The 17,313-nt window shown below is 70.2% G+C and carries 15 protein-coding genes and 1 pseudogene; 5 read left to right on the top strand and 11 right to left on the bottom strand.

The features are described 5' to 3' along the window. Positions 1-58: 58 nt before the first annotated feature. Together T398_RS17060 and T398_RS17055 are read right to left on the bottom strand one after the other, a co-directional pair. Positions 59-1,015, bottom strand: a complete 957-nt coding sequence (locus tag T398_RS17060) for a tRNA (adenine-N1)-methyltransferase (protein WP_496448126.1) — start codon at positions 1,013-1,015, stop codon at positions 59-61. 4 nt (positions 1,016-1,019) lie between these two features. Then, positions 1,020-2,108 (bottom strand): M50 family metallopeptidase, encoded by a 1,089-nt coding sequence (locus tag T398_RS17055; protein ID WP_496448206.1) that lies wholly within the window; start codon positions 2,106-2,108, stop codon positions 1,020-1,022. Between the two features lie 138 nt (positions 2,109-2,246). Here T398_RS17055 and T398_RS17050 point away from each other — a divergent pair, with 138 nt between their 5' ends. From T398_RS17050 to T398_RS17040, 3 genes are all read left to right on the top strand, one after another. After that, a complete protein-coding gene (locus T398_RS17050; RefSeq protein WP_496448124.1) occupies positions 2,247-3,158 on the top strand; it encodes a RecB family exonuclease in 912 nt (303 codons plus the stop codon). 370 nt (positions 3,159-3,528) lie between these two features. Continuing rightward, on the top strand, positions 3,529-4,296 hold the full coding sequence (locus T398_RS17045; RefSeq protein ID WP_496448122.1) for an ABC transporter ATP-binding protein: 768 nt from the start codon (positions 3,529-3,531) through the stop codon (positions 4,294-4,296). Beyond that, complete coding sequence (locus tag T398_RS17040; protein WP_496448120.1) at positions 4,296-6,845, top strand: ABC transporter permease; 2,550 nt, start codon at positions 4,296-4,298, stop codon at positions 6,843-6,845. The genes T398_RS17045 and T398_RS17040 overlap by 1 nt, the downstream gene beginning before the upstream one ends. Before the next feature lie 96 nt (positions 6,846-6,941). On the opposite strand, the pseudogene T398_RS17035 reads toward T398_RS17040, so the two are convergent. After that, a pseudogene (locus tag T398_RS17035) lies at positions 6,942-7,574 on the bottom strand (HAD family hydrolase); the annotation flags it as partial. 359 nt (positions 7,575-7,933) lie between these two features. On the opposite strand from T398_RS17035, the gene T398_RS17030 reads away from it, so the two are divergent. Continuing rightward, on the top strand, positions 7,934-9,331 hold the full coding sequence (locus T398_RS17030) for an MFS transporter (RefSeq protein WP_496448205.1): 1,398 nt from the start codon (positions 7,934-7,936) through the stop codon (positions 9,329-9,331). A gap of 58 nt (positions 9,332-9,389) precedes the next feature. On the opposite strand, the gene rfbA is transcribed toward T398_RS17030, so the two are convergent. Then, positions 9,390-10,262 carry a glucose-1-phosphate thymidylyltransferase RfbA gene (gene rfbA, locus T398_RS17025; protein WP_496448119.1) on the bottom strand — a complete coding sequence of 291 codons (873 nt, stop codon included), beginning with the start codon at positions 10,260-10,262 and terminating at the stop codon, positions 9,390-9,392. Positions 10,263-10,446: 184 nt separating this feature from the next. Further along, positions 10,447-10,902 carry a helix-turn-helix domain-containing protein gene (locus T398_RS17020; protein ID WP_496448118.1) on the bottom strand — a complete coding sequence of 152 codons (456 nt, stop codon included), beginning with the start codon at positions 10,900-10,902 and terminating at the stop codon, positions 10,447-10,449. Positions 10,903-11,094: 192 nt separating this feature from the next. On the opposite strand from T398_RS17020, the gene T398_RS17015 reads away from it, so the two are divergent. Then, on the top strand, positions 11,095-11,343 hold the full coding sequence (locus tag T398_RS17015) for an acyl carrier protein (protein WP_496448116.1): 249 nt from the start codon (positions 11,095-11,097) through the stop codon (positions 11,341-11,343). A gap of 18 nt (positions 11,344-11,361) precedes the next feature. On the opposite strand, the gene T398_RS17010 is transcribed toward T398_RS17015, so the two are convergent. The 6 genes from T398_RS17010 to rfbB all read right to left on the bottom strand — a co-directional run bounded on the left by T398_RS17010 (position 11,362) and on the right by rfbB (position 17,184). Next, complete coding sequence (locus T398_RS17010; protein ID WP_496448115.1) at positions 11,362-12,336, bottom strand: LnmK family bifunctional acyltransferase/decarboxylase; 975 nt, start codon at positions 12,334-12,336, stop codon at positions 11,362-11,364. A 62-nt stretch (positions 12,337-12,398) separates the two neighbouring features. Continuing rightward, entirely contained in the window at positions 12,399-13,382 is a 984-nt protein-coding gene (locus T398_RS17005) for an acyltransferase domain-containing protein (RefSeq protein WP_496448114.1), read from the bottom strand. Further along, a complete protein-coding gene (locus T398_RS17000; protein WP_496448203.1) occupies positions 13,364-13,609 on the bottom strand; it encodes an acyl carrier protein in 246 nt (81 codons plus the stop codon). The genes T398_RS17005 and T398_RS17000 overlap by 19 nt, the downstream gene beginning before the upstream one ends. Next, positions 13,575-14,903 (bottom strand): ketosynthase chain-length factor, encoded by a 1,329-nt coding sequence (locus T398_RS16995; RefSeq protein WP_496448113.1) that lies wholly within the window; start codon positions 14,901-14,903, stop codon positions 13,575-13,577. The genes T398_RS17000 and T398_RS16995 overlap by 35 nt, the downstream gene beginning before the upstream one ends. Continuing rightward, a complete protein-coding gene (locus T398_RS16990; protein ID WP_496448111.1) occupies positions 14,900-16,240 on the bottom strand; it encodes a beta-ketoacyl-[acyl-carrier-protein] synthase family protein in 1,341 nt (446 codons plus the stop codon). The genes T398_RS16995 and T398_RS16990 overlap by 4 nt, the downstream gene beginning before the upstream one ends. Beyond that, positions 16,168-17,184 carry a dTDP-glucose 4,6-dehydratase gene (rfbB, locus tag T398_RS16985; protein WP_496448110.1) on the bottom strand — a complete coding sequence of 339 codons (1,017 nt, stop codon included), beginning with the start codon at positions 17,182-17,184 and terminating at the stop codon, positions 16,168-16,170. Before rfbB ends, T398_RS16990 begins: the two co-directional genes overlap by 73 nt. Positions 17,185-17,313: the final 129 nt, after the last annotated feature.

Here is a 17,313-nt window from a genome sequence, read left to right as displayed (position 1 = left end):
CACGCCGGTCGGCCGCTGTTGCGTCATTCCCCGCCGTCCTGCTCGACCGTCATGACCGTCAATCCTCCCGCGCCGAGTCGGCCTGGGCGGCCGCCGCCTCCCGCAGCGCTGCACGGCGCTGCGCGTAGGCCTCCATCCCCTTGCTGGGCTTGCGTCGGCGAGGTGGGGCGGTAACCCCCGGGGCGAGCTTACGCGCCGACACCAGGAACGCAGTGTGCGCGATCATGCGGTGGTCGGGCCGAACGGCCAACCCCTCCGCGTGCCAGTCCCGGACCAGGGATTCCCAGGCCCGTGGCTCCGTCCAGCCACCCCGCTCCCGCAGCGCCTCCACCAGCTCGGAAAGCTGCGGGGTGGTGGCGACGTACCCGATCAGCACCCCGCCGGGCACCAGGGCCCGCTCGACCATGTCGAGCTTCTCCCAGGGCGTGAGCATGTCCAGGATGACCCGGTCGAAGCCGGTCTCCGGATTCGCCGCCACGTCCCCGACCCGCAGCCGCCAGGCCGGGTGCGGGCCGCCGAAGAACGCCTCGACGTTCCGTCGGGCGATCTGGGCGAAGTCGTCGCGCACCTCCCACGAGTGCAGCTCTCCGGTGGGGCCGACGGCACGCAGCAGGGAGCAGCTCAGCGCGCCGGACCCGGCCCCCGCCTCCAGCACCCGCGCGCCGGGGAAGACGTCACCCATCGCGACGATCTGGGCCGAGTCCTTCGGGTAGATCACCTGGGCGCCACGCGGCATCGACAGGACATAGTCGGCGAGCAGCGGGCGCAGAGCCAGAAACGCCGTACCACCGCCGGCGGTGCTGACGACGCTGCCGTCGGGCTGACCGATCAGTGCGTCGTGGTGCAGGATGCCGCGGTGGGTGTGAAACTCCTTACCCGGCTCGAGGGTGACGGTGTGCATTCGACCCTTCGGGTCGGTCAGCTGCACCCGGTCACCGGGCTGAAACGGCCCCCGGCGCGCTGGAGGCGGGGCGGGGACGTGCTGGTCGGGCACGTCGGAGGGCGGTGCGGTCACGTGTTCATCTCCGGTGGGGTTCGAGCAGTTGAGCAAGATCCGCGAGGTACAGGATGCCGACGACATCTTCGCCTGAGGTCACCACGAACTGTGCGCCCGGGTGCTGCCGCACGGTCTCCATCACCTGCTCGCCGTCGAGGCCGACCGGCACGGTCGGCACCTCGGCCAACGGCCGGGCCACCTCGTCCACCGGCAACCAGGGCCGACGGTTGACCGCGACCGCCGCGGCGGCAGCCGGATCGACCAGGGCGTGTGGGCAGCCCGCGGAGTCGGTGACCAGCAGTGCGGCCGGTGGGTCGGTTCCGGCGGCGCGGCGCTGCGCCTCGGCGAGTGGAGTGCCGGCCGGAACGGCGCAGACCGGACGGGCCAGCCGGGGGAGATCGATCAGCGGAAGCCGGCGGGTGATCCGAGCCAGCCGAATGGACTGCCCGGCGCCGCGCCAGAGGGTGAACGCGACCAGCAGCATCAGCGGCATCGCGAGCAGCACCAGCGGCGTCGGGGGACCGGTCAGGGCTAGTACGACGGCGGCCCCGCCCGTGCCGGCGGCGACAACCCGACCAACCCAGCCCGCCACCTCGGTGGCCCGATGCCGGTCCCGGGTGGCGGCCCAGACGGCGGCCCGCAACGCGCGGCCGCCATCGAGCGGCAACCCGGGCAACACGTTGAACACCGCGACCACGACGTTACTCACCGCGAGCTGCAAGGCTAGCTGATGACCCAGCGTGTGATCGGGTAACGCCAGGGTGACGGCGACCGCCGCCGCACCGAGTACCGCGGAGACCGCCGGCCCGGCGAGGGACACCAGCAGATCGATCCGGGGCGTCGGCGCATCTCGGTCCATCTCGGTGTAGCCGCCGAGCAGTTCCAGGGTGATGCCCTTGACCCCGATCCCGAATCTACGGGCGGTGAGGGCATGACCGAGCTCGTGCAACAGCACCGACCCGAGCAGGGAGACGACGAAGCCGAGGCCGATCAGATAGCCACTGGCCGGAGGCAGGGCGAGTTCCTGACGGGCGAACTCGGCGTACAGCACGGTCACGGCCAGGGTGAGCAGCAGCATCGACCACTCGAGGTGCAGCGGCACCCCGATCACCCGGCCGACGGTCACCCCGGCCGGCCGGTGCCGGACTCGCCTTCTGGACTCCACCGGCCCGATGCTACGCGGGAGCGGATCATGCCCTGCAGACGGCGCGGGTCAGGCTGTCACCCCGGTGCCCTACCCTTTCCGGTCATGACAGCGGATCCGGTGGCAGCCCAGCAGCTCTCGCCCACGGCGGAGGTACCGGCCACGGTACGGGCTTCGCTGTCCCCCTCCCGGGCGGCCGACTTCAAGACCTGCCCCTTGCTCTACCGATTCCGCAGCATCGACCGGCTGCCCGAGCAGCCCAGCGTGGAGCAGGCCCGGGGCACCCTGGTCCACGCCGTACTGGAGCGCCTGTTCGACCAGTCCCCCGCGGACCGCACCCCGAGGGCGGCCAGCGACCTGGTGGCTCCGCAGTGGGAACGGCTGGTCACCGAGCAGCCGGAGCTGGCCGCCCTGTTCACCGACGACGCCGAGGCCCGGTCGACGTTCCTGCGCTCGGCCGCGGGGCTGCTTCAGGGCTACTTCGCGGTGGAGGATCCGCGCCGCCTGGAGCCGGCCGAGCGGGAGAGTCTGGTCTCCGCGGTGGTGGACGAGGAGTTGCTGATCCGGGGCTACCTGGACCGGTTGGACGTGGCGCCGGACGGCGCGCTGCGGGTGGTCGACTACAAGACCGGCGGCGCACCGCGGGAGGCCTTCGAGGCGCGGGCGCTGTTCCAGCTCAAGTTCTACGCCCTGGTGCTGTGGCGTACCCGCGGCGTGGTGCCACGGGTACTGCGGCTGCTCTACCTGAAAGACGCGGAGGTCTGCGACTACACCCCGGACGCCGACGAATTGGTGCGATTCGAGCGCACGGTGGTGGCGCTGTGGCGGGCCATCGAGGCGGCCACCGCCGCCCGGGACTTCCGCCCGCGGCCGAGCCGACTCTGTGACTGGTGCAGCCACCAACGGTTGTGTCCGAGTTTCGGGGGCACGCCACCGCCGTTCCCGGTCGGCCCGGACCCCGCCGACTCGCTCCGTGACTCACGGCCCCGGCCGATGTCGCCCGGCGCCGACGAGTGACCGGCGCCGGGGGTTGAGTGGACACCGGGTGCCGGCGGTGGTGCCGGCGTACGGGTCCGGGCTGATCCAGCCCCGGAGCTGACGGTCCGCCCCGCGCCGCGAGGTTGTCCCGCTCACCTACCGTGACCAACAGCGGGCAAGACGGGTTGACCATCACTGGACCTCACCATGCAGGGTCGAGCCGTCGCGACGCGGTTCGAGTTCACGGACGCTCAGGGACAACCCGGAGTAGCGATCGGGGGTACCCGCAGCACAAAATCCGCCACGGGTCCGCCCCAAGTCGGAGGGATCCGGGCCGGGTAACGCCCATGATGGGACTGCCGCGCCGGCCGAGGGGGACGGCGTGGACCGAACGACAGAGGGAGAAGACGTGACCGCGACGGTAGGCCGTCAGGCGCAGGCCGCGGCCCGCGCGAGCGAGGTGTGGAAGGTGTACGGCAGCGGGGAGGCACAGGTGATCGCGCTTCGCGGGGTCAGCTGTGAGTTCGAGCAGAGCCGGTTCACCGCGATCATGGGGCCATCCGGTTCGGGCAAGTCGACGTTGATGCACTGCCTCGCCGGGCTGGACTCCGTAACCCGAGGCACGGTCTCGATCGGCGAGACCACGGTCACCGGCCTGGGGGATGCCGGTCTGACCAAGCTGCGGCGCGATCAGGTCGGGTTCATCTTCCAACAGTTCAACCTGCTGCCGACATTGACCGCAAAGGAGAACATCCTGCTGCCGCTGTCGATCGCCGGGCGCAAGCCGGACCCAGCCTGGTTCGACACGGTGATCGAAACCGTCGGCCTGCGGGATCGGCTGGATCACCGGCCGGCGCAGCTCTCCGGTGGGCAGCAGCAGCGGGTGGCGTGCGCGCGGGCACTGGTCAGCCGCCCACAGGTGATCTTCGCGGACGAGCCGACCGGCAACCTCGACTCCCGGGCCGGCGCGGAGGTGCTGAAGTTCCTCCGCAACTCGGTGCGGGAGCACGGGCAGACCATTGTCATGGTCACCCATGACCCGACCGCTGCCGCCTACGCCGACCGGGTGGTCTTCCTCGCCGACGGACAGATCGTCTCCGAGCTGATCGAGCCGACGGCGGAGACGGTGCTGGACACGATGAAGAAGCTCGACACCCAGGTCGAGGTGGGCGACTGATGTTCCGGGCGACCCTCAAAAGCCTGCTGGCACGCAAGCTCCGGCTGCTCCTGTCCGGGTTGGCGGTGGTACTCGGCGTCATGTTCGTCTCGGGCGCGTTCGTGCTCACCGACACCCTCGGCCGTTCCTTCGACGCCGTCTTCGCCGACGCGTACGAAGGGGTGGACGTCAACGTCTCCGCGAAGCCAAGAATGGAGGTGGGTGACTTCGAGGGCGAGGCGGTGGCGGCGCCGGTGCCGGCCGAGACGGTGGAGCGCATCCGGGGTGTCGCCGGGGTGGCCGATGCCACCGGCATCGTGGCCGCCGACGGCGCGCGCCTGATCGGCAGCAACGGCAAGGTGGTCACCTCCTTCGGGCCGCCCCAAATCGGTGCGAACTGGGTGGGCGTGAGCGATCTCGTGCAGCTGCGCGAGGGCCGGGAGCCGCAGGCAGCTGACGAGATCCTGGTCAATGCCGCCCTGGCCACGGCCGGCCGGGTCGCCGTCGGCGATCGGGTGGGCGTGCTCACGCTCGAGCCGAAGCAGGAATTCACCATCGTTGGCGTCTTCGGCTACAGCGGAGGCCGCGACTCCATCGGCGGCCTCAACGAGATCATGTTCACCACTCCGGTAGCGCAGCAGTTGATGCTCGGCCAGGGCGACGCCTTCACGAACGTCACGGTCACCGCCGCGGACGGCGTCGCCAACGATCGGCTGCGCGACGACATCGCCGCCGCGCTCGGGGCTGACTTCGAGGTGAAGACCGGTGCCGAGCTCTCCGCGGACGCCGCGGCGACGCTGAAAGAGGGCTTGTCCTTCTTCAACCGAATCCTGCTCGGCTTCGCCGCGGTGGCACTGCTGGTGGGCACGTTCCTGATCATCAACACGTTTTCGATCATCGTGGCGCAGCGCACCCGGGAGTTGGCGCTGATGCGCGCTGTCGGGGCGGGCCGCCGCCAGATCATCGGCTCGGTGATCCTGGAGGCGGTGGCGGTCGGCCTACTCGCCTCCGTGCTCGGCCTCGGCGCTGGCGTCGGCATCGGCGCGCTGCTGGCGTACCTGTTCGGCAACCTCTCCGGCGGGCTGGACCTGGCGGGGATCGGCGTACCCCCGGCAGCGGTTATCGGGGCGTTCGGCGTCGGCCTGATCATCACGGTGGTGGCGGCGCTGCTGCCCGCGCTGCGGGCGTCCCGGATCCCGCCGATCGCGGCGATGCAGGATGTCGCGACACCGGACCGGCCCCTGACCAAGGTCACGGTGGCGGGCGCAGCGGTAACCTCGACCGGCGCTACGCTGCTCTTCCTGGGCCTCGGCGGGCATGCCGGCGGCAACACCCTGATCACCATCCTCGGTGGCGTGCTCTTCGCCTTCATCGGGGTGGCGTTCCTGACCCCGATGATCAGCCGACCGGTGGTCGGTCTACTCGGCGGGATCTTCTCCTGGTGGATGCCGGGCAAGCTGGGCCGGCTCAACTCCGGACGAAACCCACGCCGTACGGCGATCACTGCGGCCGCGCTGATGGTCGGCATCGCCCTGGTCACCGGGGTCACCGTCATTCTGGATTCCACCAAGAGCAGCATCAGCGGCCTGGCCCGGGACACGATCAAAGCCGAGTTGGTGATCGCCGGCGCGCAGACCGGGCCCCGACCGTCGACGTTCGACCCGGCGGTGCTGGAGGAGACCGCGGCGCTGCCCGAGGTGGCGCTGGTCGGCGGATCATACGGCGATCTGGCCCAGGTCGGCGACGAGCGCACCTGGGTGGGCGCCAACAGCGACGTGTCGACGTTGACGCAGATCTTCGGCGCGCGGGCCACCGCCGGGGACATCAGTCGACTCGGGCCGGATCAGATGCTGGTCAGCTCGGATGTGGCGGCCTCGCGCGGACTCTCCGTCGGCTCCACCGTGCCGGTGCAGTTGGCCCGCGCTGAGGCGAAGACCTACACCGTCAGCGGGATCTACGAAGCCGCTGAGTTCCTCGATCCGATCACTTTGCCGGTCACCGCGGCGCAGGGCTTCACCGTTCCCCAGCCGATGGCGGGTTTCATCCAGCTCCAGCCTGATGCCCAGGCCGCTGACGTGCTGCCGCGGGTGGAGACACTCCTGGCGGACAGCCCGGAGGTGTCGGTAGCCGACCGGGACGCGTTCGTCGAGCAGCAGACCTCCCAGCTCGACGGCCTGTTGCGAATGATCCAGATCCTGCTGCTGTTGGCCATCGTGATCGCGGTGCTCGGCATCATCAACACCCTGGCCCTGTCAGTGCTCGAACGCACCCGGGAGCTCGGGCTACTCCGCGCGGTCGGCCTCGGCCGGGCGCAGACCATGGGCATGATCACCGTGGAGGCGGTGGTGATCTCGGTGTTCGGTGCGCTGCTCGGCATCGCCGTCGGCTCCGGCCTCGGCGTGGCCGTCGTCGAGGCGCTGCGCGACGAGGGCATCACCGACCTGGTGTTGCCCTGGGCGGACATGGGGGCGATGGTCGGCCTCGGCGCACTCGTCGGCGTCCTCGCCGCGGTGATTCCCGCGGTGCGCGCCGCGCGCATCGATGTCCTGGGCGCTATCGCCCACGACTGAGCCAGCTCGGAAGGGCCCCGGGCACCGGGGCCCTTCCGCACACTGTGGAAAATCGCCGGAGCGGCCGCGCGCTACCGAGCGCCGAAGGCGGCATCTGGCGAGCGGTCCCCCGAGCAGCGCCGCCAGGAGCTCCAGGTCGGCCGCGGCCAGGCTCGCCAGTTGGTGTACGTCGGCGCAGGGCTCCACCGGCACCTCCGCCGGTACCGCGAGGACCGCCGCACCCGCGGCGAGGGCACTCGCCACCCCAGCCGGGGAGTCCTCGATCGCCACGCAGCGGCCGATCGGCACGCCGAGCAGCCGGGCCGCGGTCAGGTAGGGCATCGGGTGTGGTTTGGCCGCATCCACCTCGTCCCCGCACACCACCGTGTCGAAGCTGTCCCGCCCCAGGGTGTCGAGGGCAACCTCCACCAACGCCCGAGCGCTGGAGGTGACCAGGGCCGTCGGGATCCGCGCGGCACGGACGGCGCGCAGCAGGGTCAGCGCGCCCGGCCGCCACTGCAGCCCGTCGCGGAACAGCTCCAGGATCCGTGCGTTGATCCACGCGGCACTGGCCTGCAGGTCGCGTTCCGGCTGGCCCAGGTCCTCGTGGAGGAGTTGCATCGAGGCCGCCATACTCGTTCCGATCATGGCCTGGCGGGTGGTCGCGGAGAGCACGCCGCCGTAGGTGGCTGCCAGCTCGTGCAGCGCGATGTCCCACAGCTTCTCGCTGTCCACCAGGGTGCCATCCATGTCGAAGAGGACGGCGGCAGGATGTTGGGCGCTCAGGGTGGCCTCCTCCGGCTTGGCAATAGCACCGATGCTGCCAGCCGCTGCCCCGGCCGCAACACCGATCCCGTGGACCAGTGACATTCGCCGCTGGCCGGGAAGCGGCCGGGCAGGGCACACCCCGTTCGGCGGCGGACCAATCGACCACGTGCCAGCACCGGTGCGTCGGCCGCAAGGAGCCTCCCGCGCGGCCAAGCTCCGCCGCGGATCGTTATTGCGTACATGACCCTTCGCTCAGCTCTTCGGGCAGCCCTGTCGTGACCACGGAGCATCAGCGGGGACTGCCCCGGACCGGATCGGGTCGTCCGGTGCCGCGGGTTCCGGTGGTGGCGGTGAGTACGCTGATCACCTTCATCACCGGGCTCAACATCGCCCTGGTGGTGATCGCGATGCCAACGATCCGCACTGCGCTCGAGTTGGATTCGAGTACCCAGCAGTGGCTGGTGTCGGCGTTCTACCTGGCGATCGGCCTGGTGCTGGTGCCTGCGGGCCGATTCGGTGACATACACGGCCGGCGCAACATCTTCGTGACCGGCGTGGTGGCGTTCGTGGTGGCGAGTGCAACCGCGGCGTTGGCCACACACGAGGCGTGGCTGATCGCCTCCCGATTGGTCCAGGGCGCGGGCATCGGGCTGGCACTCGCCCAGGCATTCGGGACAATTCAGCGGATATTTCCCCCCCGGGAACGGGGACTTCCGTTCGGAGCGGTCGCCGCCGGGATCAACGTCGCCCGGCTGATCGGCCCGGTACTCGGCGCCGGGCTGATCGCCGTCGGGGGTGCCGAGTGGGGCTGGCGGTGGGCCTTTCTGGTCAACGTGCCGATCGGGATCGTCATCGCGGTTCTCGGGTGGCGATTTCTCCCCGTCGCGGAGCGGGCCGAGCGGCCACGGATGGACCTGGTGGGCGCCGTCCTGTTGATGGTCGGGCTGGGCTTTCTGTGGCTGGTCCAGGGTGAGCAGATGCCGGGTTGGTTGACCTGGACGCTCCTGGCCACGGCGGTGGCGGTGCTGGTTGGGTTCGTGCGCTGGGAGACGCGATCCGCCCGTCACGGTGAACCGATGTTCAACATGCGGCTGTTCCGGTTCCGCTCCTTCTCGGCGGGGATCATCATCGCCATCTGCTACGCCGCCGGCTACGACGGCATCTACTACCTGATGTCGGAATATCTACAACACGGACTCGGGCATGACGAGTTGGTGACCGGGATCGCGCTCACCCCACTGCCCCTGGGAGCCGCCGTCAGTGCGGTGATCGCCGGGTCCAAGGCGGGACGGCTCGGCAAACCGTTGGTGGTTTCGGGCCTGCTCCTCGCGGGGATCGGGCTCACCGCCCTCCTCGTCGCCGACCTCTTCCTTCCCGACCCGGACTCCCCGCACGCGGCCACGCTGCCGCTGCTCGTGGTCGGGCTGGGTGGCGGACTGATCACCTCGGGGGTGGCCGGCGGCCTGGTGATCGCTCCGAACCTGACCGTTGCCCTCTCTCCCGTGCCACGGACCCAGGGCGGCAGCGCTGGCGGGATGCTCGAGGCCGGGCAGGCACTCGGTGGCGGTCTGGGAGTTGGTCTCGTCGGCACGGCCCTCTTCGCGAGCCTCGATCGCACCGGCGACTGGTTGACCGCCTTCCGCATACCAGTGCTGGTCATCGTCGGGCTCTTTGCCATCGCCCTGACCGCAGCCCTGATCAATCTCTGCTCGCCCGACCGGTCCGTTCCGTCCGCATGACCAAACCGACCAGGACCACCGACACCGCGCCGGCTCCGCCGGCCAGGAGCAGCGAAACTCAACGTGCTTCCGCCGCCACGTTCAGGACGTACCGACCGTAGTCGGTATGCGCCAACTCGGCACCAAGAGCATGGCATGCCTCAGCGTCGATGAAACCCATCCGCAGGGCCACCTCCTCGAGACAGGCGATATGAATGCCCTGCCGCTGCTCCAGGGCCTGCAGGTAGTGACTCGCCTGAAGCAACGAGTCGTAGGTGCCGGCGTCGAGCCAGGCCAGCCCACGGCCCAGATCGACCAGTCTCGCCTTACCCCGCTCCAGGTAGACCTGGTTGACTCGGGTGATCTCGACCTCGTTACGTGCCGACGGACGAACGTTTTTGGCGATATCGACCACGTCGTTGTCGTAGAAGTACAACCCGGTGATCGCCCGATTCGACCGGGGCACACGTGGCTTCTCCTCGATGGAAATGAGCCGCCCCGTCGCGTCGGTCTCCCCCACCCCGTACCGCTGCGGATCGGTGACCGGGTAGCCGAACAACACGCACCCGTCGATGTCCCGGCTCTCCGCCTGCAGCTGCTCCGAGAACCGGTAGCCGTGGAAGATGTTGTCGCCCAGGATGAGGGCGACCGGGTCGGGTCCGACGTGCTCCGCACCGATGATGAAGGCGTCGGCCAGGCCCCGCGGAACCGGCTGGGCGGCGTACGAGATCGACAGGCCGAACCGGAAGCCGTCGCCGAGGAGCCGCTCGAACAGCGGCAGGTCCCGTGGCGTGGAAATGATCAGGATGTCCCGGATCCCGGTGAGCATGAGCACCGAGAGGGGGTAGTAGATCATCGGTTTGTTGTAGACCGGCAGGAGCTGTTTCGACAGCGCCAGGGTCACCGGGTGTAGCCGCGTCCCCGAGCCGCCGGCCAGGACGATGCCCTTCACCTGAGTCCTCCTCACGACGGATGGCTCCGTGTCGTCCCGCCGGGCAGTGCCGCGGGCGGGCGCCGCCACCCCTCGACCTGAAATCCGGACACACCAGGACTCCCAGCCGGCCGGTGGCTACCTGGCCGAAGTCTGGCCGGCGGTGCTCCGGCAGCGCTCAAGCCGGGCTCGGGTCGTCCCGGTTTCAGGCCGGCTGCCGCTCCCCCGCCGGTCGGCTCCGCACCGGCCGAGTCACCTGCTTCGACACACACGACGGCATCCCCGCCGTCGCCTCCGAGGCCATCCGTCGGTACGTGCTGGGGGGCACGCCCACCAGTTCGGTGAACCGCGTGCTGAACGTCCCCAGCGAGGAGGAGCCGACCGCGAAGCAGACCTCCGTCACGGTCATGTCGCCGCGGCGCAGCAGCGTCATCGCCCGCTCCACCCGCCGGGTCAGCAGGTACGCGTACGGCGACTCACCGTAGGCAAGGCGAAACTCACGGCTGAGATGCCCGGCGGACATGTTCACCCCGCGGGCTAACGCCTGCACGTCCAGCGGCTGCGCGTACTCCCGGTCGATGCGGTCCCGAACCTGCCGCAGTCGCGCGAGATGGCGCAGGCGGGCTCGGACCTCGTCCGGGTTCGGCTGCTGAGCACGCACGCACGTATTCTGCAGAGACTCCCCGGCTCCCGTCCAGCCGTTCGCCGCCGACTCGCCGGGACGAGGTTCGATTCGCCCTCGAGCGCACCCGGAGGTCGGGGCCGCAGGATCGGCACGACGCGATCCAACAATGGTCCGGATGCGGCACCGGGTGCCGGCAGCCGCATCGACCGCTGGGCGAAGGAGTCGTTCGTGCCGCCGATCACCTTGCAGGAGCTCGAGCTCCTCATGCGCCAGTACGTCTGGGACGGGGACTGGCAGTCGTTCGAGCACGCCCCAGACCAGCCCTTTGACGAATTGGGGTACGACTCGCTGGCGTTGCTGGAGACGCACAGCCGAATCAAACGCGACTACGGCGTCCCGATCTCCGAGGACGACCTGGAACGCGTCCACACGCCCCGGGCACTGGTCGATTTCATCAATGACCACCTCGGGTCGTAGCGGCGGAACAGCCCGCCGTCAGTCCCCTGGCCGGATGATCCGCTGACGCGCCACAGCGAGCAGGCTGCCGTCCTGGCGGCGACGGAGGCTCACATCGACCACCTCCTCCCCCGAAAGATCTCGGTACATCATGACGTCGACATCGAGCACGTCGTCGGCGTTGGCGTTGGCCACCAGACAGACCTGCCGGTCCAGGACCCGCCGGCGCAGGAAGCTCGCCACCGACCGGCCGAGCGAGCGCCACAGCTGCAGGACGGCCCAATCCACTATCGAGAAGTACGACGCGAAGTACAGGAGGCCGACACCGTTCAGATCGCGGCTGGCGCTCACCTGATAGGTCAGCGCCACGCGAACCTGGGGCGGTGGCTCCCCCACCGATCGGAACCCGGCGGCCCGGCGGACATTCGACACGATTCGCCGCGGTGTGTACTCGTCGGCGATCTGCTCCAGGTGATCCACCCGGAAGCCGACCGGCGTGGCCCGCCGCAACCCGTGGTTTGTTCCCGCACCGGAGCGCTGGATCCACCGGTTGAACGTCTCGACGTGCAGGCAGCCGGGCGTGTCGTACCTGAAGAAGTCGTCGGTGCGGGCGGCGCCCCCGCTCCGGGCCGTGCCAGATGCCCCCTCGTGGCGGCTGACCTGATGCACGGTCAGCACCGAATCACCGCCGCAGGAGAAGACCTTGGAACGGACCCGCAGCCGGTCACCGAAGGTCAACTGCTCGACGGACAGCTCCCGGCAGGCCTGAACCCGGAAGTACGCGAAGGAGAGATAGACCGGGTTACCGTCCGGATCCACCGCGGAGTAGGGGTCAAGGTGGCAGGCGGCGCCCACTGCGTCCCACGTCCAGTCCCCGAGCTGCCCGACAAAGAGCGAGTTGGGGCCGCACATCGCCGGGGTGATCAACTCGACGCGTCCCCACCAGTCGCCCGGGCCGCGAACCAGCGCCGGGCGGCCGACCTGGGTGAACGGGGCCGGTTGGTAGGTCACCATCTCGCCTCCACAATTCTGGAGGGGCATGTCCCCTCCGTGGCTGGTGTTCGGAGAAAGCCTGGTCAGGGCGGGGATAGCCCGAGGCGGGCAGCGGCGGCGGCGAGTTGCTCGGCCTCCCGGGACGGGCCCGCCGGCGGGCCGAGCAGCGCAAGTACCTTGCTGTGCCCGGAGCGAACCTGCGGCAGCCGCCGCGCGAGGGTCGCCAGGCCGTTGCCCGGGCCACACTCGACCAGCAGCTGCGGCCCGGCGTCCGCCAGGGTCGTCAGGGCCGGCCAGAACAGCACCGGGTCCACCGGCTGACGCGCCCAGTACCCGGGATCCCCCGCCTCGGCGTCGGTCAGGTAGCCAGCGGTGTACCCGGAAACCAGGGGTATCTGTGGCGGCCGAGCCGGCAGGCTGGCCAGCAACGGGCCGGCGGCGACGGCCACCGGACGGAGTAGCTCGCTGTGGAACGGCACCGTTGACGGCACCGGCGCCCAGGTATAGCCCGCACGCCGGAGCGCGTCCAAGGTGGTCCGCAGTGGTTCGGCCGCACCCGCAATCACGGTCTGCCGGGGCGCGTTGACCGCACCGATGTCGACCCCCGGCCGGAGGTGGGGCTGCACCTGGTCCCGGGACGCGGCGACGGCGGCCATCCCGCCCGCCGGCACCGTGGCGAACTGGCCAACCCGATGCCGCACGATCCGGACCGCGCTGGCCGAATCGAAGATCCCGGCCAGAGTCGCCGCGGCCAACTCGCCGATGCTGTGCCCGAGTAGAACCCCCGGCCGCAGTCCCCAGTCCATCAGGAGCCGGCCGAGCGCATAGTCGATCGCGAAGAGCAGCGGCTGGGAGCGATCGGCATGGTCAATCGGCACCCGGGGCGAAGCGGCGAGCCAGTCCGAGCGGAGCTCGTCTCCGGCCGCCCCCATCAGCAGGAACAGCTCGTCCATCACCCCCGCGAATGCCGGTACGTCGCGGTACAGCCCGGTACCCATCCCCTGGTATTGGGCGCTCTGGCCCGGCATCAGCAGGGCCAGCGGGCCGGTCAGGCGGCCAACAGCCATCGGTTCACGAGGTCAACCAGCTGCTGCGGCGTCTCCGCCGTGCTCACCGCCTGCTCGGAGAGGTCAACGCCGTACTCGCGCCGGATCACGCTCTGGGTCTCCAAGAGCGCGAGGGAGTCGTAGCCGAGGTCAGCGAAGGCCCGTTCGGGGGCTTGTTGGAACGAATCCGTGGACTCGTCGTCCCCCGCGCACCTATGCATGATCTCCTCCAGGGCCGACAGTGTCATCTGCTTCATGCCGTTTCCCTCCTGATCGGGTGAGTGCTTCGCGGTCGGTGGCTCCGGCTGCTCCGGTGCGGCCGGGGGCCGCGGTGCCAGGCCGGAGCACCATGGCGGAGTTGAAGCCGCCCCGGCCCCGGGCCAGCACCAATGCGGGCCCCGGCTGCCAGGGCCGGGGCAGACCGGTGACGAGGTCCAGCCGCACGCCCGGGGCCACCGTTTGCACATTGACCGTCGGCGGGATGAGCCCGTCCCGCATCGCCAGCAGCGCACCGGCGAGGTCGACCGGGGCACCGCCGGAGCTCATCCGTCCAGTCATGGTCTTCGGGACCGTGACCGGCACCCCCTGCGGACCGAAGACAGCCGCGATGGTCTCGGCCTCGGCGCGGTCGTCTTCCGGCCAGCCGGAACCGTCCGCGAAGACCACCCCGACCTCCCGGGGGGTCACCCCCGCATCGGCGAGAGCGGCCTCCACCGCACGGCCCAGACCCCGCTCACCGCCATGTCGGGCCGCGGCATCGAACGTCGCGGCGTACCCGGCGATCTCCCCGTAGATCCGGGTACCGCGACGGCGGGCCGCGGCGGCCTCCTCGACCACCAGGACCGCGCCTCCCTCGCCGGGGACCTGGCCCCGGGCGCGGAGGTCGAAGGGAAGGTAGGCGGTACGCGGATCCTCCTCGGTGCTCAGCGTCCCGTCGCTGACCCGGGCGACCCACCCGTACGGACAGAAGGAACTGTCGAAACCGCCGGAGAGCATCAGCCGTGCCCCCTTGCGGATGTTGCGCCGGGCCTGCGCCACCGCGTCGAGCCCGCCGGCCTGGTCACCGACGACGACGCCGGCCGGGCCACGCATGGCGTGTCGGATGGACAACTGCCCGGTGTTCACGGCGTAGAACCAGGCAAACGACATGTAGACGCTGACCCGCTCCGGGCCGGAACACCAGAGGTTCTCCAACTCCCGCTGGCCGTACTCGAAGCCGCCGAACGCCCCGGCCATCGCCACCCCGGTCTCGCCCGGGTCGTAGGTGCCCGGCTCCACCCCGGCGTCGGCCAGCGCCCACGCCGACGCCGTGAGGGCGAGCTGGGTCATCCGGTCGGTCTGCGGTAGCAGCCGGCGGGGCAGGTGCTCAGCCGGATCGAAGTCGTCGATCTCGCCACCCAGCCGGGCCGGATAGCCCCGTGCGTCAAAGCGGCGGATGGGCCCGATGCCGGATTCACCGCCGAGCGTAGCGGCCCAGAAGTTCGCTGTCCCGGCGCCGTTCGGCGCCGCGACGCCGATGCCGGTGATCACCGCTGTGGTCATGCCGGGCCCATGCCCAACCGGGTGAGCACGATCGCGCTCTGGAAACCGCCGAAGCCGCTGCCGACGCTCAACACCGTGTCCAGCCGCTGCTCCCGGGCGTGCAGCGGGACGTAGTCCAGGTCGAGCTCCGGATCCGGCTCGCGCAGGTTCGCGGTGGGTGGGACAACGCCCTGGTCGAGGGCGAGGGCACAGGCGGCGATCTCGATCGATCCGATGGCCCCGAGCGAATGACCGAGCATCGATTTAATCGAACTGACCGGGGTCCGGTACGCGTGCGGACCGAGTGCCCGTTTGAGCGCGGCGGTCTCATGTCGATCGTTCTGTTTGGTCGCCGTGCCGTGGGCGTTGACGTAGTCGACGGACTGGGGCGAGCGCCGGCTCTCGGCCAGGGCAGCGGTGATGGCGGCGGCCATCTCGGCGCCGTCGGGCCGGAGGCCGGTCATATGGTAGGCGTTACTCCGCGAGGCGAAGCCGGCGATCTCGGCATAGATCCGGGCGCCGCGGGCCCGCGCGTGGTCCTCGGTCTCCAGCACCAGCGTGGCGGCGCCCTCGCCGAGAACGAAGCCGTTCCGGTTGCGATCGAAGGGCCGCAACGCGTGTGCGGCATCGTCGTTACTCGGGGAGGTCGCCCGAATGGCATCGAAACAGGCGACCGTGATCGGCGAGATGGGCGCGTCGGTACCGCCGGTGACCATCACGTCGGCGGCGCCCTCCCGGATCAGGTCAGCCGCGTGGCCGACCGCGTCCAGACCGGAGGTGCATCCCGCCGAGACCACAGTGACCGGCCCCTGGGCGTTGCACTCCGCGGCGACTTCCGCCCCCATCGAGCCCGGCATGAAGTAGTCGTAGAGGTGTGGGCTGGCATACCGGTGGTCCAGGACCCACTCCCGGCCGGTGTCGCTGAGGGCAAGATATTCGGACTCCAGGTTGCAGGTGGCACCGACGGCGGTACCGAGACTCACCCCAACCCGGGTGGGATCGAACCGGTCCGGCTCCAGGCCACTGTCGGCGATCGCCTCCCTCGTCGCGACCAGGGCGAACTGGGCGGCTCGGTCCAGTCGACGACGCTCTCGGTGGGACAGATCTGCCTGCGCTGCCTCGAAGTCCACCTCGGCCGCGATCCGCGACCGAAACGCGGCAGCGTCGAAAGCGGTGATCGGCCGGGTCGCGGTCCGGCCGGCGGTGATCAGATGCCAGAACGCCTTCGTACCCACACCCCCCGGCGCCACGACACCGAGGCCCGTGATCACCACTCGCGGGGCGCTCACCGGGGCACCGCCATGCTCGAGCCGGCGCTCTCCCGGTCTGGTCGCGTGCCGCGCGTACGCTCCGCCCACCAGTCGCGGTTGTCTCGGTACCAGTTCACGACCGCGGCCAGGCCCGATTCGAACGACACCTGCGGGGCATAGCCGAGTTCGTGGCGGGCCTTGCCGTCGTCGAGGCTGTAGCGCCGGTCGTGTCCCAACCGGTCGGCGACGAACCGGACCGCGTCCCAGCTGGCCCCGCAGAGTTCCACAAGGAGTGCGGTGAGCTCCCGGTTGGTCAGCTCGACGCCACCACCGATATGGTAGACCTCACCCGGGCGCCCCTGCTCCAGCGCCAGTTGCACCCCCCGGCAGTGGTCCGCGACGTGCAGCCAGTCCCGGACATTCTGGCCATCTCCGTAGAGCGGCACCGGCTGGCCGGTCAGCAGGTTGGTGACGAACCGCGGGATCACCTTCTCGACATGCTGGTACGGCCCATAGTTGTTCGTGCAGCGAGTGATCACCACTGGCAGCCCGTAGGAGCGGTGATAGGCGCGGGCGAGCAGATCGGCCGCGGCCTTCGAGGCGGCGTACGGGGAGTTCGGCCGGAGCGGACACTCCTCCGTCCAGGCGCCCTCCGCGATGGTGCCGTAGACCTCATCCGTCGAGACCTGCACGATCCGTTCGATGCCGAGACGCAGGCAGCACTCCAACAGGGTCTGGGTGCCCAACACGTTGGTCGCCAGGAACGGCGACGCGTCCTGTAGTGACCGGTCCACGTGGCTTTCGGCCGCGAAGTGGACGACTGCGTCCTGCCCCGGCAGCAGGTCGAGAAGGAGGCACCGGCTACCGATGTCGCCCCGGACGAAGGTCAGCCGACGGTCGGCAGCCGGCAGGTTAGCCCGGCGCCCCGCGTACGTGAGGAGGTCCAGGACGGTGATCTCCGCGTTCTCGTACCCCGGATAGACGCCGTCGAGGAGGTTGCGTACGTACTGCGAGCCGACGAAGCCGGCTCCCCCGGTCACGAGGATTCTCATGTCTGCGAGCCTCGCCGGAGACGACCGACCCCGGGTGGAGCTCCACTGGAACGGCGGTGGAGCGGGTCCACCGCACCACCCGTCGCCGCATGCCACCAGCCGGGCTCCACCGGGGTACGAGCACGGTGC

Source organism: Salinispora goodfellowii (genome assembly GCF_059570675.1).
Note: the sequence above shows the minus strand (reverse complement) of the source record. Positions and strands in the feature narration are given on the sequence as shown.